The sequence below is a fragment of the Desulfosporosinus burensis genome (assembly GCF_054657535.1).
This window is the reverse complement of the sequence record NZ_BAAHYN010000019.1, coordinates 38,064-60,069: the sequence shown is the minus strand read 5'-3', so window position 1 is coordinate 60,069 and position 22,006 is coordinate 38,064. Positions and strand designations below refer to the sequence as shown.

Annotated in this window: 15 protein-coding genes, 2 tRNA genes and 3 rRNA genes; all 20 read right to left on the bottom strand. The window is 45.3% G+C overall.

Annotated features, from left to right (window positions below; genetic code table 11):
• Window position 1: 1 nt before the first annotated feature.
• Window positions 2-1,264, bottom strand: a complete 1,263-nt coding sequence (locus tag ACYQ3Q_RS25125; RefSeq protein WP_459931174.1) for an NAD(P)/FAD-dependent oxidoreductase — start codon at window positions 1,262-1,264, stop codon at window positions 2-4.
• A gap of 1 nt (window position 1,265) precedes the next feature.
• On the bottom strand, window positions 1,266-1,733 hold the full coding sequence (locus ACYQ3Q_RS25120) for a 4Fe-4S dicluster domain-containing protein (protein WP_459931173.1): 468 nt from the start codon (window positions 1,731-1,733) through the stop codon (window positions 1,266-1,268).
• A gap of 641 nt (window positions 1,734-2,374) precedes the next feature.
• Window positions 2,375-2,968 (bottom strand): DUF1847 domain-containing protein, encoded by a 594-nt coding sequence (locus ACYQ3Q_RS25115; RefSeq protein WP_459931172.1) that lies wholly within the window; start codon window positions 2,966-2,968, stop codon window positions 2,375-2,377.
• 54 nt (window positions 2,969-3,022) lie between these two features.
• A complete protein-coding gene (locus ACYQ3Q_RS25110; RefSeq protein ID WP_034141657.1) occupies window positions 3,023-3,961 on the bottom strand; it encodes a sulfite exporter TauE/SafE family protein in 939 nt (312 codons plus the stop codon).
• A 20-nt stretch (window positions 3,962-3,981) separates the two neighbouring features.
• Window positions 3,982-4,431, bottom strand: a complete 450-nt coding sequence (locus ACYQ3Q_RS25105) for a hypothetical protein (RefSeq protein ID WP_459931171.1) — start codon at window positions 4,429-4,431, stop codon at window positions 3,982-3,984.
• 318 nt (window positions 4,432-4,749) lie between these two features.
• The gene (locus tag ACYQ3Q_RS25100) at window positions 4,750-5,418 is read right to left on the bottom strand and encodes a Crp/Fnr family transcriptional regulator (protein ID WP_459931170.1); all 669 of its coding nucleotides are present in this window, start codon (window positions 5,416-5,418) and stop codon (window positions 4,750-4,752) included.
• Window positions 5,419-5,902: 484 nt separating this feature from the next.
• Window positions 5,903-6,018 (bottom strand): 5S ribosomal RNA (gene rrf, locus ACYQ3Q_RS25095).
• Between the two features lie 238 nt (window positions 6,019-6,256).
• A 23S ribosomal RNA gene (locus tag ACYQ3Q_RS25090) occupies window positions 6,257-9,589 on the bottom strand.
• 280 nt (window positions 9,590-9,869) lie between these two features.
• A tRNA-Ala gene (locus ACYQ3Q_RS25085) sits at window positions 9,870-9,945 on the bottom strand.
• A 93-nt stretch (window positions 9,946-10,038) separates the two neighbouring features.
• Window positions 10,039-10,115, bottom strand: a tRNA-Ile gene (locus ACYQ3Q_RS25080).
• 248 nt (window positions 10,116-10,363) lie between these two features.
• Window positions 10,364-11,978 (bottom strand): 16S ribosomal RNA (locus ACYQ3Q_RS25075).
• Together the 16S, 23S and 5S rRNA genes with 2 tRNA genes alongside form the textbook arrangement of a ribosomal RNA operon.
• A gap of 656 nt (window positions 11,979-12,634) precedes the next feature.
• Window positions 12,635-14,125: a lysine--tRNA ligase gene (gene lysS, locus ACYQ3Q_RS25070; protein ID WP_459931169.1), complete on the bottom strand. Its 1,491-nt coding sequence runs from the start codon at window positions 14,123-14,125 to the stop codon at window positions 12,635-12,637.
• A 238-nt stretch (window positions 14,126-14,363) separates the two neighbouring features.
• Window positions 14,364-14,834, bottom strand: a complete 471-nt coding sequence (greA, locus tag ACYQ3Q_RS25065; protein WP_034140868.1) for a transcription elongation factor GreA — start codon at window positions 14,832-14,834, stop codon at window positions 14,364-14,366.
• Window positions 14,835-15,065: 231 nt separating this feature from the next.
• Window positions 15,066-16,022 (bottom strand): tRNA dihydrouridine synthase DusB, encoded by a 957-nt coding sequence (gene dusB, locus ACYQ3Q_RS25060; RefSeq protein ID WP_459931168.1) that lies wholly within the window; start codon window positions 16,020-16,022, stop codon window positions 15,066-15,068.
• A gap of 60 nt (window positions 16,023-16,082) precedes the next feature.
• The gene (locus ACYQ3Q_RS25055) at window positions 16,083-16,856 is read right to left on the bottom strand and encodes a type III pantothenate kinase (protein WP_459931167.1); all 774 of its coding nucleotides are present in this window, start codon (window positions 16,854-16,856) and stop codon (window positions 16,083-16,085) included.
• A gap of 30 nt (window positions 16,857-16,886) precedes the next feature.
• The gene (locus ACYQ3Q_RS25050; RefSeq protein WP_459931166.1) at window positions 16,887-17,432 is read right to left on the bottom strand and encodes a biotin transporter BioY; all 546 of its coding nucleotides are present in this window, start codon (window positions 17,430-17,432) and stop codon (window positions 16,887-16,889) included.
• 154 nt (window positions 17,433-17,586) lie between these two features.
• Window positions 17,587-18,567: a biotin--[acetyl-CoA-carboxylase] ligase gene (locus tag ACYQ3Q_RS25045; protein WP_459931165.1), complete on the bottom strand. Its 981-nt coding sequence runs from the start codon at window positions 18,565-18,567 to the stop codon at window positions 17,587-17,589.
• Entirely contained in the window at window positions 18,568-19,440 is an 873-nt protein-coding gene (gene nadC, locus ACYQ3Q_RS25040) for a carboxylating nicotinate-nucleotide diphosphorylase (protein WP_459931164.1), read from the bottom strand. It lies immediately after the preceding gene.
• A complete protein-coding gene (gene nadB / locus ACYQ3Q_RS25035; RefSeq protein ID WP_459931163.1) occupies window positions 19,406-21,055 on the bottom strand; it encodes an L-aspartate oxidase in 1,650 nt (549 codons plus the stop codon). Before nadB ends, nadC begins: the two co-directional genes overlap by 35 nt.
• Before the next feature lie 18 nt (window positions 21,056-21,073).
• A complete protein-coding gene (gene nadA / locus ACYQ3Q_RS25030; protein ID WP_459931162.1) occupies window positions 21,074-22,000 on the bottom strand; it encodes a quinolinate synthase NadA in 927 nt (308 codons plus the stop codon).
• Between the last annotated feature and the right edge of the window lie 6 nt (window positions 22,001-22,006).

The window sequence follows — 22,006 nt, the reverse complement described above, 5'->3', positions numbered from 1 at the left end:
TTTACTGACCCCCTCTCTCTACCGGCAAGTACCCAGGATATTCAATCGGATTTACTAACATTTTATTAAGATAATTAGGGTCAACTTTAGCCCTCTTCCGAATTAGGCCGCTCAGAATACCTGCGCCTTCGATGTCGCCCACCATGATCATTCCTACCAAACGCCCATCTTTAATCATGAACTTACGATAGAAGTTCTTATTGGGCTCATATGCCCTGAGCACACTACCCTCTCCAGGTGGCAAATTCACGAGTCCGGCAGAAATAATCCCTACTCCGGAAATTACAGCAGAGTTTACAGCCAGTGAACCAAGATATTTGCGCTTAACACCTGCCATGTTGCAACCAGCGACCGTTCCTTGTTCTGTTGCAGAAGGCCATATAGCATTCACGCTCTTTTCGCCACTTAAGAGATCGGATGCCTCTGCAACATCACCCGCAGCGTAAATATCTTTTACCGACGTTTGCATTTCATCATCAACGATAATGCCGTAATTCACTGACACCCCGCTATCACTGACCAGTTTTACATTAGGGCGAACTCCAACTGCTCTTATAATCATCTGACAAGGAATCTGTTCACCAGTATTCAGAAGCACTCCGGATACTGACATCCGTCCATCTGCATCCTCTTCACCTAGCACTTTAGTCACTTTGGTATTTAGGAGGACACGATAGCCGTCTTCTTCTAACCGCCTTGTCAGAATCTCTGCAGATTCTACATCAATGGAGTGCCTCAGGACTTGAGGGGCAGATCCAACAATTGTTACATTGATCCCCAGTTCATGAAGTCCATGGGCTCCTTTAAGCCCTACTAGACCAGCACCCATAACAACGGCAGATTTTACTTTTGGAGCAAACTCAGCCACGGCTTTAGCATCATCTAAGGTTCGCAGTTCAAAGATTCCCTCTATGTCACTTCCCTCAAGAGGAGGGTTAAACGGAGAAGAACCCGTGGCAATTAGCAACTTGTCATAAGTAACTTTTTCACCCGAGTCTAACAAGACACTTTTAGAATCAACATCCACCCTTACAACATATCCAACTTGAAAGTCAATCCCCGTTTCAGTGTAAAAAGCTTTATCTCGAATGTACATCATTTCTTCAGAAATTTCATTTCCTAAATAATAGGAGGTTAGGCAACGCGAATAGGGTAAACAATCTTCATTTGAAATCATGGTAATTTGTCCGTCTGGATCCAGACCCCGAATTGTTTCTGCTGCGAAAACGCCTGCCGCACTATTGCCGATAATGAGATAACGCATATCAATCACCCGCAACTTTCATTTCATATTCCTCTGGAGTACCATAAAATAAGGCTTGCCGGGAACATGATGCTACACAAGGAGGAATCTTTTCATCTTTGCACAGATCACATTTACTGGCTTTTTTTGCTTCGTTTAGTGGTGCGATGGCACCGAACGGACAAACCATTATACACATCCAACAGCCAACACATTTATTAGTATTGTGAAGAACTTCACCTGTTGAGGAGTACTGCATTGCTCCTGTCATACATGCCCTGACGCACATTGAATCCGTGCAGTGTTGACATACGGTAGCCCAGTATTGATTTCCTGGTCTTTTTACTTTAATCCGCGGTTTCGGAGATGGTTGTTCCATTTTCGTCATAAATATGCTCTGAGACTGAGAATGTTTTTCAAGACATGCTACTTCACAAGCCCGACACCCGTCGCAATGTTTTGATATAAAAAACAGTTTTTGCACACGCATCTACCCCTCTCTCTAACCGGATGATAATTTTAATACCGTCGTCAATTCTTTCTTCCTGTAAAAAACTAGAATACATTGTGATAAAAGGTATAAAAGAGACGTAGGCAGCCTTAAATATTAGATTTTGAAAAACTCAAAGCATCTTAGCGAATAGGTCTTCAAAACCCTCTATATTAAGGCCGCCTATTATTTGCATCACTCTCTAAAAAACCTCCTGGAAATTCGATGCATTATATCTTTATGTTCCTGTACTTTTTTAGAATGTGGATCTTTAAGGAATTTCAACTAGTTCAGAAACCTTCTTCATAGTTAAAACGCCTCTCTTGCAAACATTTTCCTTACTAAATTAGCACTGCTTCACCGCCTAGTGTTTTTTATCCTTTCAATTTATCGTTTGTACTATAGTTAACATATCAAATTATGGTCAATTTTAATGTCTGATTTTCGACATTTTCCTTGTCAGTTCCATTACTTTTCGACCATCTTCTCGTCTAATCTATTCTTCGCAGCGAAGGAGGCCCCTACCCCACCTGAATTTACGAAGGACCTACCCTACTTACAACAGAGGGGGGTTTGAAAACTGCAAAAAACGGGGGCGTACCGAATTAAGTTCGTTACGCCCCCGTTTTTTTGTGTGTTGTCTATTCGTATTTTTTATTAAGGTATTTTTTACGTAAATAACTTGAATAGCAGACGGCCAAGGGATTATGACCTAGGATACGGTCCTTAACTGCATAGGTGGTGACTGGTGCTTTCGAGTACTTATTGAATAACATATCATGACCAACGCATAAGCCTACTGCTATGTTAAGTTCAGTTTCATCATTAGCCAGCACTTTAGCTTGAAGTATAGGGTCACAAATAACCTCAATTTTATCCTCTTTCACTTTAGGTATTTCATGATCTTCTTTTTTAAGACCACCTATTTTACAACAAGCGGAATATACCTCAAAATGTTGGGATAAAATCTTTTCTAAGATTGCTGCTTCTTCAGTTAAACCTACACAAAAAGCCATTCCGAGTTTCTTGTAACCCATTTTCTTAGAAAACATAATTAATTCATCGAGGCGGCTAAGATTGTTACCGTGTACTGATTGGAAATAACCACTGAGCCGATGAAAGGGTTTGTTTTCTTCTTCAAAACATTCATCGAGTGAATATTTTCCCCCAGTACAATCAAAGGCTTCCTTATCACATATATTTTTGGTCTTCATTGGGCAAGATGCACATTTCATGTCTCTATCCTCCTTATTTTGTGTTTAGTTAAACGAGTTCACTAAAAACTTAAGTTAGATTTTAATACCGACTAATGGAAGCATATATTTCAAGCCAATGTAGAACAAGATAACAGTAAGGCCGATTTTCAAATAACGGGCATTGATATATTTAGAAACTTTGGCTGCAAATACAGTACCAATGGCAACACCCGTCAATTCAAAGGCTAAGAAAGTGACGTCTACTGAACTCCCCATGGAAATGTAGTTGGTAATACTGGTCGCCGATGTAACCAAGATGGAAAGCACGGAAGTACCAGCCACAATGAACATTGGGAAACCCAGCATACTGGTCATAAAGGGAACCAGTAGGAAACCACCGCCAACACCAAGAGAAGCTGAAATAATAGCCACAATGAGTCCTGCAAAGAACACAAAGATCGTATTATACTTAAATTCTTGACCAGCAAAAGTGAACGTGCTTTGAACACCAATCTTCTGGAAGTTCACACCAATTTCCTTAAGTTCACTCATTCTACCAGCAGCCTTAAGTTCTTTAACTTTCGCGGCGAAAGTATCGTTCGCTTTTTTCACACTTTTTTGGCCATCAATGAAGCCTTTGGTGCACTCGTAGCCGAGACGCAAAGCAATCGCTAATGTGAAGAAACCAAAGTAGGGCTGAAAGGTTTTCATATCTTTTAGTAAAGAAGACGAGAAGGTGGAACCAATCATTGCACCTGTAATACCACCCAAGCCTAGAGCAATAGCAACAGGTACGATAATACGTTTCTCACGGAGATAAAGTGGTGTGCCGACAATAGGGCTCACTAAAGTCAAGAACTGATTCATGGGCTTAATTGTATTGGCACTTTTAAGACCAAAGATACTCATATGACCTACACCTGCTAGGATACCACCAGCGGCTCCTACTGTTGTAAAAACATAGCCTACAAAAATACCCCATAGAAGTAGACTAATGGGATTAGCGTCTACGCCTGCAATTGCGAAATGCATAACATTTTCCTCCTAATTTATTAAATTTTATTAGTTGCCCTAACAAAGCCAAATATTCTAAGTTTTGACAGCGCGGTCATAATTGGTTTTGCTAATAATTTCCCCAGGTGAAATATCATGTACGAAAGGAGATAGAATCCAAGAATGTTTACTTTCCAGTCTACGAATGGCACGGTGATAGTCGGCCATTTTAAGCTGATTAACCAAATTATAAGTACGTGAGGGACTAATTTGTAAATCGAATCTACCACTATTGCTGTTGTATAATCAAAAAATACTTCTCTTAATTCTGACTGCAGGGACTTATAGGCCATTTCATCACCAATCTCGATCGCTATATTTGAAAGATCATCCAATTCCTGATACCGCCCTTTATGTTGCTGCACTCTTTTGGCATGGGGGTCTTTAAGGAATTTCACTAGTTCTGAAATCCTTTTCATTGCTAACGCCTCTCTTTCAAACTTCTTCACTTTCTAACTCCAACCTTGCCCCCAGTTTTAATTCCACCTCCCTTAAATAATATCCCTCTTGTGAAGAATATACCAAAGTCTCATGAGAATTAATGTCTACTCCACGACCTAATAAATGTCTACCTACTGACTATCTTTTTGTCCAATTACGGACGTTATTTATGTCTTTTTTAAGACTTGATTAATGTCTTCCAACAGACAGTAATATAGTCGCTTATTTCATATTTGTTTTGTCTATTCCCAGTCTGCTATACTCAACGTTATTTCCTTTTGCTATATCACAAATGAAAAGAGGCCAGCATCCAATGCCAGCCTCCCTTAAACAATCCATTTAATTAGCTTTTCAGTATCCACTATATATACTTCTTTCTCTTCAATGGCTATACTATTTTCCTGTTTAAATATGTTAAGCAACGAGGTAACAGTTTGCCTAGATGTGCCAATCATACAAGCAATTTCCTCATGGGTTAAACGAAAATTAATTTTGGTCCCAAATTCTGTCTCCACCCCAGCACGTTCAGATATTTTAAGAAGTAACATTGCCAGCCTGCCGGGTACTTGGAAACAGACCATTTCTTGAATGATTGCTTCAGCCTCTCGCATTCTAACACCCAGAGTTGTGGCAACCTTAATAGCAATGGACGGATGGTTCACAAGTAATTCTTCGAAACGCGCTCTACGAACAACTACCAAAGTAGCATCGTTGATAGCACCAGCAAAACAGGTTCGCTCCCCGTGGTATAAAGTTTCAGCCAGCCCCATTAGCTGCCCCGAAGTTCTCATACTGCCAACTGTGACTCTTCGACCATCCGGAGTTATTCGATATATTTTTACAAAACCTTCCTCAATCAAGTATATCCGGTCAGCTGTATCCCCTTCGGCAAAAATTATTTGCCCTTTAGGATAATGGACTACTGTCCCATATTCTCTGATAAGGTCCTTTTCACGGTCATCCAACGCTAGTGCTTCGTGATTAATACTTTCCATTCTAGAGTATCCCTCCATACAATTTATAGTTTATCACAAATTCTAGGGAAGATACTACACTTACATTTTCTATAGTGCTATTGAAGTTACTCATGACCATATTTAATAATTCAGTCAAATCAGGGACAGTTTTGCGTTATGTCTAAAGATTATCATACTTCGAAAGGGCTACCTCCATATGATATGCTCGTAACTGACACTGAAAGGACTACCTCGTCAGTAACCTACTTTCCCAGGGGCTATGCCCCAAGTATTTCGGCCCTGGGGGTCGATAATCACGATAGTCTCCTGTGGAGAGTATCGCCGGGCCACCCACCCAAAATGAACACTTCCGTGGCGAAGGTGAGCTTATCGCCACACTGCGACATATAACGCACTCTTCAGCAGTGTGGATCCCGAACGGGTGGAACCCCGGTGCCTCGTTCTCACAAAATAACTAACAGCAAGATGACTACCTCGTCAGAGATAGTCATCTTGCTTGTTTACCTGGCGATGACCTACTTTCCCAGGGGCTATGCCCCAAGTATCATCGGCCCTGGAGGTCTTAACTTCCGTGTTCGATATGGGAACGGGTGGAACCCCTCCGGCATGATCACCAGATGCGGAATCGAAGTCCGATGTCCGAAATCCGAAGTCCGAATTTGTATGTTTTCTAAAGAAAACAGGATAAGGAATTATCCTTAACCGCTGTTCTCTCAAAACTGCACAGAGTCTATTATCTAGTAATTGTCGTTAGAATTTGAGCCACTTACCTAGTTTTGTTAGCAATCTCGAAGTCCTCCGTCCTCAACCGTCCGTCCTTTCGGACCTCGGACTTCTGACCTCGGACCTCGATTATTAGGTCAAGCCCTCGACCTATTAGTACCAGTCAGCTCCACACGTCACCGCGCTTCCACACCTGGCCTATCAACCTGATCATCTTTCAGGGGTCTTACCAGCTTACGCTGTGGGAAATCTCATCTTGAGGTCGGTTTCGCGCTTAGATGCTTTCAGCGCTTATCCGCTCCGAATATAGCTACCCAGCTGTGCCTCTGGCGAGACAACTGGTACACCAGGGATTCGTCCATCCCGGTCCTCTCGTACTAGGGACAGATCCTCTCAAATTTCCTGCGCCTGCGACGGATAGGGACCGAACTGTCTCACGACGTTCTGAACCCAGCTCACGTACCGCTTTAATGGGCGAACAGCCCAACCCTTGGGACCTACTACAGCCCCAGGATGCGATGAGCCGACATCGAGGTGCCAAACCTCCCCGTCGATATGGACTCTTGGGGGAGATAAGCCTGTTATCCCCAGGGTAGCTTTTATCCGTTGAGCGATGGCCCTTCCACTCGGTACCACCGGATCACTAAGCCCGACTTTCGTCCCTGCTCGACTTGTTGGTCTTGCAGTCAAGCTCCCTTATGCCTTTACACTCTGCGCGCGATTTCCAACCGCGCTGAGGGAACCTTTGGGCGCCTCCGTTACTCTTTAGGAGGCGACCGCCCCAGTCAAACTGCCCACCTGATACTGTCCTAATCCCCGCTTCAGGGGACCTAGTTAGAACTTCAGTACAAAAAGAGTGGTATCCCACCGTTGACTCCACCAAGGCTGGCGCCCTAGCTTCTCTGTCTCCCACCTATCCTGTACATTTTATACCAAAATCCAATGTCAAGCTACAGTAAAGCTCCATGGGGTCTTTCTGTCCTGTCGCAGGTAACCCGCATCTTCACGGGTATTACAATTTCGCCGAGTCCCTCGTTGAGACAGTGTCCAGATCGTTACACCTTTCGTGCGGGTCAGAACTTACCTGACAAGGAATTTCGCTACCTTAGGACCGTTATAGTTACGGCCGCCGTTTACTGGGGCTTCAATTCAAAGCTTCGCTTGCGCTAACCTCTCCTCTTAACCTTCCAGCACCGGGCAGGTGTCAGCCCCTATACATCTCCTTTCGGATTAGCAGGGACCTGTGTTTTTGTTAAACAGTCGCCTGGACCATTTCTCTGCGGCTCTTCTTGCGAAGAGCGCCCCTTCTCCCGAAGTTACGGGGCTATTTTGCCGAGTTCCTTAACGAGGGTTTTCTCGCGCGCCTTAGGATTCTCACCCCATCTACCTGTGTCGGTTTACGGTACGGGCACCGAGAGAGCTCACTAGAGGTTTTTCTTGACAGCTTGGAGTCGGTTACTTCGCTACTCATTTTCGCTCCCCGTCACGTCTCAGACTTCTCGCAGGGCGGATTTGCCTACCCTACATCCTACTCGCTTGGGCGTGCTCAACCAACGGCACGCTTAACCTATCCTTCTGTGTCACCCCATTGCTCAAACGCTTCTCGCTGGTACTGGAATGTCAACCAGTTGTCCATCACCTACGCCTTTCGGCCTCGGCTTAGGTCCCGACTTACCCTGGGCGGACGAGCCTTCCCCAGGAAACCTTAGATTTTCGGCGGACAAGATTCTCACTTGTCTTTTCGCATACTCATACCGGCATTCTCACTTCTATTCTCTCCACCCAACCTTACGGTTGAACTTCGCTGATAATAGAACGCTCCCCTACCCCTCAGAGGTCAGTTGTCAGAATCCAGAAGCCAGATTATTTCCATTTTTGGTGAAGAGTATATAACTGTTTGCCCAGTTCATCATATCGTTCAAACAATTTTGCAAATACAACTTCTTGGATATAACCTAGATCTTTTGCTAGTTCTAACAACACCTTGGTTTCGTCTTTCGACCCTTGTGCCATTTGCAGATATCTTTTGAAATCTGCTACTGAACTTTTCTTTCCATATCCTTCGGCTATGTTGACCGGAATGGATACTGCAGCCCTTCTTGTTTGGCTACCAAGTTCGTACTTTTCAAAGTCGGGGAATTTTAAGGTTAGTTTGTGGACTTCAAGTGCCAATTCATAAGATATTTGATACACTCTTAGATCACGATAACTTTCTATCATACTACCCTCATTTTCCGACTTCTGGCCTCTGTCAACTGACCTCTGAAGCCATAGCTTCGGTGATACACTTGAGCCCCGTTACATTTTCGGCGCAGAACCACTCGACCAGTGAGCTATTACGCACTCTTTAAATGGTGGCTGCTTCTAAGCCAACATCCTGGTTGTCTGTGCAATTCCACATCCTTTCCCACTTAGTGTATACTTAGGGACCTTAGCTGATGGTCTGGGCTGTTTCCCTTTCGACTATGAAGCTTATCCCCCACAGTCTGACTCCCAATCTAAATCGTATGGCATTCGGAGTTTGATAAGGTTCGGTAACCTGGTAAGGCCCCTAGCCTATTCAGTGCTCTACCGCCATACGTCATCAATTGAGGCTAGCCCTAAAGCTATTTCGGGGAGAACCAGCTATCTCCGTGTTCGATTGGCATTTCACCCCTACCCACAGCTCATCCCCTGCCTTTTCAACGACAGTGAGTTCGGGCCTCCAGTAGGTTTTACCCCACCTTCACCCTGGCCATGGGTAGATCACACGGTTTCGGGTCTACAGCATGTAACTCGTCGCCCTTTTCAGACTCGCTTTCGCTTCGGCTCCAGCTTCTCGCCTTAACCTCGCTACATACCATAACTCGCCGGTTCATTCTACAAAAGGCACGCTACCATCCATAAATGGACTGTAACTGCTTGTAAGCGCACGGTTTCAGGTTCTCTTTCACTCCTCTTCCGAGGTGCTTTTCACCTTTCCCTCACGGTACTTGTTCGCTATCGGTCGCTAAGAAGTATTTAGCCTTGGGAGGTGGTCCTCCCTGTTTCCCACGGGGTTTCACGTGTCCCGCGGTACTCAGGATTCCCTCACAGTTTGATTCCCTTTCGTCTACAGGGGTGTTACCTTCTCTGCCCGAACTTTCCAGTTCTGTTCAGCTAGGGAATCATTCTTAATAGAGGGTCCTACAACCCCGAATCCCGAAGAATTCGGTTTGGGCTGTTCCCGTTTCGCTCGCCGCTACTCAGGGAATCGATTATTCTTTCTCTTCCTCCGGGTACTTAGATGTTTCAGTTCCCCGGGTTGCCTTCGTTAACCTATGTATTCAGTTAACGATAACCGGATATGACTCCAGTTGGGTTGCCCCATTCGGGTATCCACGGATCAAAGCCTGCTTACGACTCCCCGTGGCATTTCGCTGTTAACCGCGCCCTTCATCGACTCTTAGCGCCTAGGCATCCACCGTACGCCCTTAGTAGCTTGACCTATTGATCGCTACTTCTAGGTTTATTTAAAACTTGCGTTTCAAAGTGAATTCTTTCGACTTTTACTAGATTTTCTTCTCTATGCAGTTTTCAAAGAACAAGTGCGATGCGCGAAGTTCGAGGCTCGATGTTCGAATTGAGTTAGCCTTACGGCTAAGTCAGGTCGTCTTCTTACTTCATTCGTTCACAGCGTGCTATTAACTAAGTTTTTTTATCAAAGTTCATGCACTAGTGTCTAACGTTCTTTCGAACCTCGAACTTCGTGCCTCGAACCTCGATAATGGTGGAGGTTAGCGGGATCGAACCGCTGACCCCCTGCTTGCAAGGCAGGTGCTCTCCCAGCTGAGCTAAACCCCCATTTTCAGATATCGGATACCAGATGCCAGAATTCAGATTATCGGTTTGCTAGTCATTTCTGACCTCCGGCTTCTGTCCTCTGACTTCTTTAATTGGTGGGCCTAGATGGATTCGAACCATCGACCTCACGATTATCAGTCGTGCGCTCTAACCAACTGAGCTACAGGCCCGCTTCGAGGCAAGATTCCCGATGCCGGATGCTCGAATTTCGGTTCCCTTTCGGGTCTCGTGCTTCGTGCATTTGACTTCGTTTTATCTGGTCTCTCAAAACTAAACAACAGCTCTTACCAATGAGTTGCCGATCCCTCGGCATGAGTCTTTAAGACTCTAATGATCTCTCTCCGGACTTTCGTCCTTTAGAAAGAATCGACCCTTAGGATTGTCGTTTAGAGCCTAAGCTCTAAACAGTTCTCCTTAGAAAGGAGGTGATCCAGCCGCACCTTCCGATACGGCTACCTTGTTACGACTTCACCCCAATCATCGGCCCCACCTTCGACGGCTAGCCCCCTTGCGGGTTACCTCACCGGCTTCGGGTGTTGCAGACTTTCGTGGTGTGACGGGCGGTGTGTACAAGGCCCGGGAACGTATTCACCGCAGTATGCTGACCTGCGATTACTAGCGATTCCGACTTCATGCAGGCGAGTTGCAGCCTGCAATCCGAACTGAGACCGGCTTTCTCGGATTTGCTCCACCTCACGGCTTTGCTTCCGTCTGTACCGGCCATTGTAGCACGTGTGTAGCCCAGGACATAAGGGGCATGATGATTTGACGTCATCCCCACCTTCCTCCGGTTTATCACCGGCAGTCTGTCTAGAGTGCTCGACCTTACTCGTTAGCAACTAAACACAGGGGTTGCGCTCGTTGCGGGACTTAACCCAACATCTCACGACACGAGCTGACGACAACCATGCACCACCTGTCTCTACGCTCCCCGAAGGGCACTCCCTAGTTTCCTAGAGATTCGTAGGATGTCAAGCCCTGGTAAGGTTCTTCGCGTTGCGTCGAATTAAACCACATGCTCCACCGCTTGTGCGGGCCCCCGTCAATTCCTTTGAGTTTCAACCTTGCGGCCGTACTCCCCAGGCGGAGTGCTTATTGTGTTAACTGCGGCACAGAAGGGGTCGATACCCTCTACACCTAGCACTCATCGTTTACGGCGTGGACTACCAGGGTATCTAATCCTGTTTGCTCCCCACGCTTTCGCGCCTCAGCGTCAGTTACAGTCCAGAAAGTCGCCTTCGCCACTGGTGTTCCTCCACATATCTACGCATTTCACCGCTACACGTGGAATTCCACTTTCCTCTCCTGTCCTCAAGATCCCCAGTTTCCGATGCACTCTCAGGGTTGAGCCCTGATCTTTCACACCAGACTTAACGATCCGCCTACGCGCCCTTTACGCCCAATAATTCCGGACAACGCTTGCCCCCTACGTATTACCGCGGCTGCTGGCACGTAGTTAGCCGGGGCTTCCTCCTTGGGTACCGTCATACTGACTCAATATTTTCAAATCAGTCATTCTTCCCCAAAGACAGTACTTTACAATCCGAAGACCTTCATCATACACGCGGCGTTGCTCCGTCAGACTTTCGTCCATTGCGGAAGATTCCCCACTGCTGCCTCCCGTAGGAGTCTGGGCCGTGTCTCAGTCCCAGTGTGGCCGTTCACCCTCTCAGGCCGGCTACTGATCGTCGCCTTGGTAGGCCTTTACCCCACCAACTAGCTAATCAGACGCGGGTCCATCCATAATCGGTAGCATACTCAGAGGCCACCTTTCCTTAAACGCTGATGCCAGCATCTAAGATTATCCGGTATTAGCCCTCGTTTCCAAGGGTTGTCCCGGCTTTATGGGTAGGTTACCCACGCGTTACTCACCCGTCCGCCACTCCGGTTGTCAGATGTCAGAAACCGGATGCCAGATTAGGGTTTTTCCCTTCTGGCTTCTGGCCTCTGTCATCTGACTTCCGGCGTTCGACTTGCATGTGTTAGGCACGCCGCCAGCGTTCGTCCTGAGCCAGGATCAAACTCTCCAAAAAAAGTTATTCAAACTTCTACTATTGAAGAAGATGATTCGCTCATGATTTATTTTGAAACTCTCTCGAGTTTCTCTCATTGGCTGTCCTTGTTGTTTAGTTTTCAAAGACCATTGTACGAAGGCACACGGACGTGCGTAGTGCCGAATATGTCAAGGATGACATTATATTCGACTGGTCTGGGCGTCACCGGAGCCAAGACTCGAACATGGATGTTCGAGATTAGAGCATCGCCATGGATGGCAAGATACCGTGATGGCGGGAGGTGACCAAGGACCATGGATTACGCATTATTCTTGGGCCAGAGCATTATCTTAGCATTTCAAACCTAAGTTGTCAATACTTATTTTTAACGATAACCCTTAAATTTTTACTCGCTTTAGATATACGTTTTTATTCAACAATATTGCCAAGCGAACAAATAACACTTTACCATAAGACTGATATAGAATTCAAGTCCCTCTAGAGCCGATTATATAAATATTATACCCGTAAACGGCGTGTATTCTCCTCTATGCTCTGAATAACAATGCTATACGATTTTATTATTAGCTGAATTCTTAGTTCAGATGGAGTTTTAGGCAAAATAATTATTGCCCCATAAACAAGACTGACCATAATTAGGGGCAGTCTTGTTTATGGGGCAATTCCCTTTGATATTACTCTTCTACCTCTTCGAGCTGAGTATTCTCATCTCTTGGTCGCATTGTAGGGAAAAGAATGACATCCCGTATAGATGCTGAATCCGTCAAAAACATGACTAACCGATCAATCCCTACGCCTAAGCCACCTGTGGGCGGAAGCCCGTACTCAAGCGCCTGTACAAAATCTTCATCCAAAATATGAGCCTCATCATCCCCTTTAGCCCGTTCGGAAGCCTGTGCTTCAAAACGCTGTCGCTGATCAATAGGGTCATTCAACTCAGAAAAGGCGTTAGCAAGTTCGCGACCATACATAAATGCTTCAAAGCGATCCGTATATTCCGGTTGATCAGCGTTACGCTTAGCTAACGGAGAAATTTCTACGGGATGTCCAATGATAAAGGTTGGCTGGATAAGATTCGGTTCAACGAATTCCTCAAAAAACCCGTTGATGATTTTTCCGCGGGATGCCTCTGCATCTACATGCAGGCCTTTCTCGCGTGCGACCTGGCGCGCCTGTTCATCAGTATCCAACGTCTTAAAGTCGACTCCCGAGTACTCTAGAATACCGTCCAACATTGGAAGCCGTCGCCAAGGAGTCTCGAAGTTAAGGGTTTGACCTTGATAAGTGATTTCCTGCGTTCCGTGCACTCTTTGAACAATAAACGCAATCATTTCTTCCGTTAATTCCATGATATCTTCATAATTTGCAAACGCTTGATAAAGCTCCATCATCGTAAACTCTGGATTATGTTTGATTGAAATTCCTTCGTTTCGGAAGGTACGTCCGATTTCAAACACTTTCTCAAAGCCACCCACAATAAGACGTTTTAAAGGCAATTCAAGGGCAATCCGCAAATATAGGTCAATGTCAAGAGCGTTATGATGTGTGGAAAACGGGCGCGCTGCCGCTCCACCGGGGATTGCATGAAGTGTGGGTGTTTCAACTTCTAGAAATTCTCGTTCCTCCAAAAACTCTCTCATGTAGCGTATGATTTTACTCCGAGTGACAAATACTTGGCGAACATCCGGATTCATGACTAAATCCAAATATCGTCTGCGATAACGTGTTTCCACATTCGTTAGACCATGAAACTTCTCTGGAAGGGGACGCATCGCCTTGGAAAGCAACAAGACATTACGGGCATGGATGGAAATCTCTCCTCGCTTTGTACGAAAAACTTTTCCTTCTACCCCGACAATATCTCCCACATCAAATTTAGTAATTAGGTCAAACATCGTTTGCCCTAATTCATCACTACGTATGTAAGCCTGGATTCGTCCACTAAAATCCTGAACGTGAACAAAGATGACTTTTCCTTGATCTCGTTTACTCATAATTCGACCCGCAATCTTGACGTCTTGGCCTTCTAACTCCACAAATTTCTCCAAAACTTCAAGCGCTTTATGGGTGCGAACATAGCGATCCGCGTAGGGTTCAATTTCAGCTTGGCGAAGCAATTCAAGCTTTTCTAACCGAATTCGCCAGAGGTCGTTGGTGTTATCCATTCTTTGTTCCTCCATTATTTATGCTTATACCTTCAATTTTACCAAACTAAGTACTGACTAAACAAGCAGAGTCTATACTAGAGATAAAATTGCCATATTATGGTGGCCAATAGTTTAACAAACAAAGTGCAGTATCTGAACCTGGTAAAGCCCCAGTTACAGAAACACTGCACTCTAAATAAACTTATTGCCTAAAACCTATGTCTATCAAGTAATTCTCTTAATCCTCAAAGGTATTCTATTTAATATCCAGAATCTGATAGTGTAAAATACCTGCAGGAACATTGACTTCAACCACAGACCCTTTACTCTGACCCAACAGCGCTTTACCAACCGGTGATTCGTTAGAAATTTTGTTGGTACCAGGATCCGCCTCAGCCGAACCAACAATAAAGTACTCCTCTTCCTCACCAAAGTCAACGTCTTTAAGACGTACTTTTGCGCCAATTGCTACGACATCCGATCCCTCTAATTCATCGATAATCCGCGCATTTCTAAGCATTTTTTCAAGAGTTATAATCCGTCCTTCGATAAAGGCCTGATCGTTCTTAGCATCATCGTACTCTGAGTTTTCACTAATGTCTCCAAAATCAATAGCCTGCTTTATGCGTCCAGCAACTTCACGACGCTTCACAGTTTTAGATAGCTCCAATTCTTCCTCAAGTTTTTTGAGGCCTTCTAATGTTAGAATGACTTCTTTTTCAGCCATAATTTCCTCGCTCCCTTTTCTCGTCCTACGCATTACGCTGCTTATCTCATTTAGCGCGCTTTTCCAATTTTGGTATGCGTACTCCCTTTAGTCTAGGAACTCCTTGAAAAGATTCCTCAATTACATTACTCGTTATTATAAGGACCTTGCAAATTATTGTCAAGGATTAGGCTCTTCTCCTTAACGAGCATTGCACCCATAATATTTCTTATTTCTACAAATACTATTCTCCTATTCCAAAATACGACTGAAAATTGTTCGCATTTCTTCAATCGTCTTGGTTTGCATAATCTCATCTCGGAGTTGGGCAGCTTTGGTAAACCCTTTAATATACCATACAGCATGTTTTCTCATTTCGTTAAGGCCTATTCTTTCTCCTTTATAACACAATACTCGGTCAAAATGCTGCAACGCAATATGGATACGTTCCTCCTTGGTCGGTTCCGGTAATAGTTCCCCACAATTTAAAAAATGCTGAGTTCTAAGGATCAGCCACGGATTTCCTAGAGCACCCCGTCCAATCATGACCCCGTCACAGCCTGTTTGTTCAATCAATCGACTGGCATCCTCAGGTTTGAAAACATCTCCATTGCCAATAACCGGGATGCTGACTTCTTTCTTGACTCGTCCTATCCAAGCCCAATCAGCATAGCCTGAATAAAATTGCTCTCGAGTTCGTCCGTGAACCGTGAGCATTTGAACTCCAACGGACTCTAGCCCTTTCGCCAGTTCGAGAGCCACCATTTTGTTGTCATCCCAACCCAGCCTCATTTTAACTGTCACCGGCACATCTACCGCTTGCACTACGGCTGAAGCTATAGCTTGCGCGCGAGGAAGATCCTTTAGTAGCGCCGATCCTTCCTGGTTTTTTACAATTTTTTGGGCAGGGCAACCCATATTTATATCGATGACATTGGCGCTACATTCTATCGCTAATACTGCGGCTCGAGCCATTGTCTCAGGATCTGAACCAAAAAGTTGTACAATCCTAGGTTCTGCCTCTCCACGTAAGTCGAGCATACTCAAAGTTCTTGAGTTTTGATAGGTCAAGGCTTTATCACTGATCATTTCAGTCCAAACATACTTACCACCGACTGAGCAGACTGTTTCACGAAATGCTTTATCCGTTACACCTGCTAAAGGTGCTAAAAACACCGGGACTCCAAGATCATAATCTCCAAGCTTCATGTCTTTTTCCTCTTATCCGATTTTCATAATACCCCCACTTTTAGAAGTGGGGGTATTAGTTCACTTATTATTCCTGTTCCGCTCATAGATCAATACCAACCCTTCAAGGGTTAAAAATGGGTCTACCTTTTCAATCGTATCAGATTCTTGAGAAATCATTTCCGCTAATCCACCGGTCGCGATTACTTTAGTGTCGGTACCTAACTCCGCTTTCATCCGTTTCACAATCCCGTCAACTTGGCCGGTAAAACCATAATAAATTCCGGATTGCATTCCAGCTACCGTATTTTTGGCAATCACCGCTGTTGGTTTAACCATTTCGATCCGAGGTAACTTCGAAGCCCTCTGAAACAACGCTTCTGTTGAAATCCCGATTCCAGGAGCTATTGATCCTCCCAAATACTCTCCCCGTTTGGATACTACGCAGAAGGTCGTCGCCGTGCCAAAATCCACAATGATCAGCGGTCCTCCATACTTAGCATAAGCCGCCACAGCATTTACTATGCGGTCAGCTCCGACTTCTCTAGGGTTATCATAAACGATAGGCATCCCTGTTTTAATACCGGGCCCTATAACTAGGGGTTCAACGCCAAAGTACTTGCGAACCAGAGCCTCTAACGTGGGCATTACTGGCGGAACTACTGAAGAAATGACGACAGCACTGATTTTTTGAAATGTCAAACCGCTAAAATCGAATAAATTTTTAATAACCACCGCATACTCATCCATAGTGCGGGATTTATCAGTAGAGACTCTCCAATGATGGGTCATTGTCCTCTCATCATAAACCCCTAACACGATGTTTGTATTGCCCACATCAAATAAAAGAATCATAATAACGCTCCTTTGGTAAGGTAAATCCCTTTAGGTCGTTTGACTTCGCCGACGAACTACTTCTAGCCCAACCCAGACGGCAATTCCTGCTTTGATTAGATCCCCCAAAATAAAGGGAACAAAGCCAATCATTATAACACCGGCTATACTTGTCGGGCGCTGCAACACCCAATGTAAAATGATGTAGAGATAACTTAAACCAAATAAATACAAGGTTACCAGCCCAGCTAGCACACCCATAATCGCACTCCAACGGCTTCCTTCACGGTACACTCGGCCCACAACATAGGCTGCAGCCACATTGCCAAGGAGAAATCCAAAGGTTGGCTTTAGGATGTAGCCGAATCCTCCAAAGGGTGGCGCAGAAAAGACAGGCAACCCAAAGAGCCCTAAAATTAAATACACCACCATAGCCATAGCCGCATACTCTGCCCCAAGAATAAGACCGGACATAAGAACTAAAACTGGTAAAATACTGAACGGAACTAACGCCGGTGAAACCCAGTGAAGCATCATTCCAGCCAAACACATGAGTGCCGCCATCACAGACGTCATAGCTAATTTTCTAGTGTTCACTATAAATCCCCCTCTATTGTAAACTTATCTATAGGTTTATAGTTTACAATAGATCTCAACTGCTGGCAATCTAATTTAGTATAAATATTCTTGCCTTATTCAGGCTGTACAAAAACCCTTACACTAAAAAGGGTCATCAAGAGGACCTTCGAACTTAGAAATAGCTGCTCTTTTTGGATCTAAGTTGAATTTCTCCAGCCGAAAAACTTTTTTCTCCATCCTCTGTTTCTAAAATTAGGGCTCCATCGATTGAGATACCCTTAAAGACTCCTTGAAGCACTTGCTCACCCCGCAGGATTATTATCTCCTCGCCTAGACCAACTGCTCTTTCCGACCACTTGCGCCTTAACTCTTCAAACGCTTTATTTTCCAACAACTTCAATTCGATTTCCAAATTTTTGAGGATTCCAGCAGTCAAACGATTGAGGTCTACTTCATAGCCGAGTATTTCTTGAAGAGTTATAGCGCTCAATGAATCACTTAGTGTTTCTCTTGGGAAATTTGCATTTAAGCCTAATCCCACAATCAAGGTTTGAACAGCATTCCATTCCCCAACAACCTCTCCGAGGATTCCTGCTAATTTTTTACCTTGGTATATTAGGTCATTCGGCCACTTGATCCCGATACGCAACTGAAACAATTCTCTCAAAGCATCTACTATGGCAACACTCGCAGCAAGGGTGATTTTTGAGGCATCCGCTAAGGATAAATTGGGCCGTAGAACTACGGACATCCAAATTCCTCCCCTCGGAGATTCCCACTGCCGCTGTAAGCGCCCTCGTCCTGAACTTTGACGGTTGGCTAGAACAACATGCCCGTGAACCGCTCCCAGACGAGCCTGCCCTTTAGCATGATCGTTCGTCGACGACAACACATCTACAAGCTCAATCGTGCACCCTAAAGAGGTCGTAGTTAGAGCTTGCTTTAATACCCACTCATTAAGGGAATTGGGAGTTTTCAATAAGCGGTAACCATTCTTCGTCTGGGCCTCAATCTCAAACCCTTCTTCTTTCAGAATCTTAATTTGTTTCCAAATAGCTGACCGCGTAACCTTCAAATGTTGGCTAATCTTTTCACCCGACACATATTCTTCTGGGTGTTCAGCGAGGAGATCAAGAATGTCGTGACGCACCATCTAAATTCCTCTTTCCCAACTTGCCTTCGTTGCGGCTTTAATATCCCCAAGATCTAGACTAAAGTCCATGGCCTTTACTGAATGGGTCAAAGCACCGATCGAAATCAGGTCAACCCCTGTCTCGGCAACTTCACGGAGCAGTCCTTCCTGCATCCCACCCGATGCTTCAACGATTGCCCGCCGATCGATATAAAGGACTGCTTCTCGCATTTCTTCTATCCCCATGTTGTCAAGCATAATCACATCGACACCACAAGTCACGGCTTCTTTCACCTGTTCAATACTTTCACACTCAACCTCAATCTTAATCATATGTCCGACTTGAGCCCGTATCAGTTCGACTGCCGCCGTTAATCCACCCACTGCGGCAAGATGATTATCTTTTAACATCACCGCATCATACAGCCCAAATCGATGGTTCTGTCCACCGCCGACCCTGACCGCATATTTCTGTAAAGCACGCCACCCTGGCAGAGTTTTACGTGTATCCACTATCTGAACTGGCAGCCCCGCGACCTGATCGACTGCTAGTTTTGTAGCTGTGGCAATTCCTGAGAGGTGTTGTAAGAAATTTAACGCCGTCCGCTCTCCTTGTAAAATACTGCTTAAAGAGCCGACCAGCTCTAGCACAACCCTCCCGACCTTCACTTTATCTCCATCTTTGGCCAAGCTATGAACCTGAATCCGTGGATCTACACTCAGAAAGACTTGCTCAACCAGCGACAGACCGGCGACGACCCCTTCTTGTTTGGCATAAACTTTAGCCAACCCTGTCAAGTCGTCTGGCAAAATCCTAGTACTAAGGTCCCCCGACCCGATGTCTTCCCTCAATGCCCGATCAATCAGTTCCTGAAACTGGAACGTAGCGTACATGATATCCCTCCTTGCTTTGCAGAGAGTGCTTCTGCCAAAGATCATCCAGCTGCAACGGATAGTCCGATCGGAAATGACCGCCTCGACTCTCCTGACGATCGAAAGCGGCTTTAGCAATTGCCACTCCCACAGACAACATGTTGTCTGCTTCAAAGTCTTCAACACAGCATGCTGGGACGTTGTCTTCCTCCCAAGCCATCAATAATTCTTTGGCCTTCCTGAGGCCAGCCTCATCTCGTAAAATACCCACAGAATCCCACATTAAATCTTTGATCCGATTCTTCAAATCTTGACCTTTTAATTGTTGTACGGATTTATTAATTCCTGGTCCGGTTAGATTTAGACTTCCTTCGGGGCTAAGAACCCCCTCCCATGAAGGGCGTTTTACTTCAATCTTTTCTCTAATCTTCTCTACGATGCGTGCCCCGAAAACTAATCCATCCAGCAATGAGTTACTTGCTAGCCGATTCGAGCCATGGACTCCATTACAAGCGCATTCCCCTGCCGCATAGAGATTTGGGAGGCTGGTTTCCCCATAAGAATTTGTCGCAATCCCACCCATCATGTAATGGGCAGCCGGGGCAACTGGCAAAGGTCTAGTCAAAACATCCATCCCGTATTTCAAACAAGTTTGGCGAATAGTAGGGAATCGTTCTAGAATTCGTTTCTGCCCAATTGGCCGAAAATCTAAGTAAACGAGCCCTTGGTTCATTTCCTTCCAGATTGCCCGAGCGACAATATCGCGCGGTGCAAGTTCCTTCCCGAAAACATTGTCCATAAAGCGTAGCCCTGCGGCGTTCAACAAATGAGCACCTTCTCCACGCACAGCTTCCGAAATAAGAAAACGGGGCGCATCAGGAATTAACAACGCCGTAGGGTGAAATTGCACAAATTCCATATCCATTAAGTCTGCCCCAGCACGCAAGGCTACTGCCATTCCGTCGCCCGTTGCAACACTGGGATTCGTGGTATAGCGATAAACTTGCCCCAAACCTCCTGTGGCCAGAACCACGGCTTTGGCTAAGTGCCCTTCAAGCTCTCCTGTTTCCTCGTCAAGAACTAGGGCTCCTACTATATCCCCTTTATTATTCTCTAATAGATCCACCACAAAACGTCCTTCTAAGGCGGTAAGGTTAGGGCTGTCTTTTGCTTTAGCAACTAGAGCACGCTCGATTTCCCAGCCTGTAGCATCCCCCAAGGCGTGCAGTATTCTGCGCTGGCTATGTGCGCCTTCACGCGTTAGGGCAAGTTCCCCATCCTGGCGGTCAAATTGAGCACCCATACCCATAAGTTCTTCAACACAAGTAGGGCCCTCTTCGACCAAAACCCTTACTGTCGAGGGATCACAGAGCCCGGCGCCAGCTAGTATCGTGTCCTCGAAGTGCAAGGTAGGAGAGTCTGCTTTATCAATAGCTACCGCAATCCCACCTTGGGCGTGCTCAGTATTACTTTCTTCAATCGTTTTCTTGGTAAGGACAGTAACTTGTAAATGCTTACTCGCTTTGATTGCAGTATAAAGTCCAGCAATCCCGCTTCCCAAAACAAGCACGTCCGAGTCAAAGACCTTTACCCCTGATTTGGACCATGGGAATAAATACCGTCTCAATCTGCCCATCCCCTACTCTTTTGCTGCTTATAAGGCCAGCATTCTGTCCAGTGCCTGCTTGGCTCTGACTCGTATCTCCTCTTTCACCGTAACACGGGGAGAGAGGGTTTGAAGTGCATCTCGAACTTGAGCTAAGGTTGTCATTTTCATATTTGGACAAACCAAGCGTTCTGAAGCAAGATAGAATTCTTTATCTGGGCAAACCTGATGGAGTCGATGTAAAATCCCGGACTCTGTTCCCACAATAAATTCTTGGTTCTCTGAGTTCTGAGCGTAGGAGATTAAACCTGCTGTAGAACCAATATAATCGGCTTCTTGACATATTTCTTCTCGGCATTCCGGATGCACGATTACCTTGGCTGAGGGATGCGCTTTTCTGGCTTTAAGGATGTCTTCTTTCGTCAAGCGATCATGCGTTTTACAGTACCCCGGCCAGAACTCAATTGGACGCTCAAGGATATTTGCAGCGTAACGGCCAAGATTTTCGTCCGGAATAAATAGGATATCTTTTCCCTCTAAAGATCGTAATACTTTCACGGCGTTCGATGAGGTGCAGCAGATGTCGCTCTCTGCTTTAACTTCTGCAGATGTATTAACGTAACAGACCACCTGAACTCCGGGAACCCTCTTTTTATAAGCACGTAAACCCTCGGCATCAACCATGTCCGCCATAGGACAACCCGCCTTCATCTCGGGCAATAAAACTACTTTATCGGGTGATAGAATAGCGGCACTTTCTGCCATAAAATGGACACCGCAAAATACAATAACTTCCGCATCTGTCATGGCCGCCTTTTGACTTAACTGCAAGGAATCTCCTACGAAATCGGCAATATCCTGGACCTCTGGTCTTTGATAATAGTGGGCCAAAATAACTGCTTTACGGTCTCTTTTGAGAATTTCAATCTCCTTAGCTAATGTCTGAAATAACTCTTCGTTAATGGTATGTTTCATTAATTT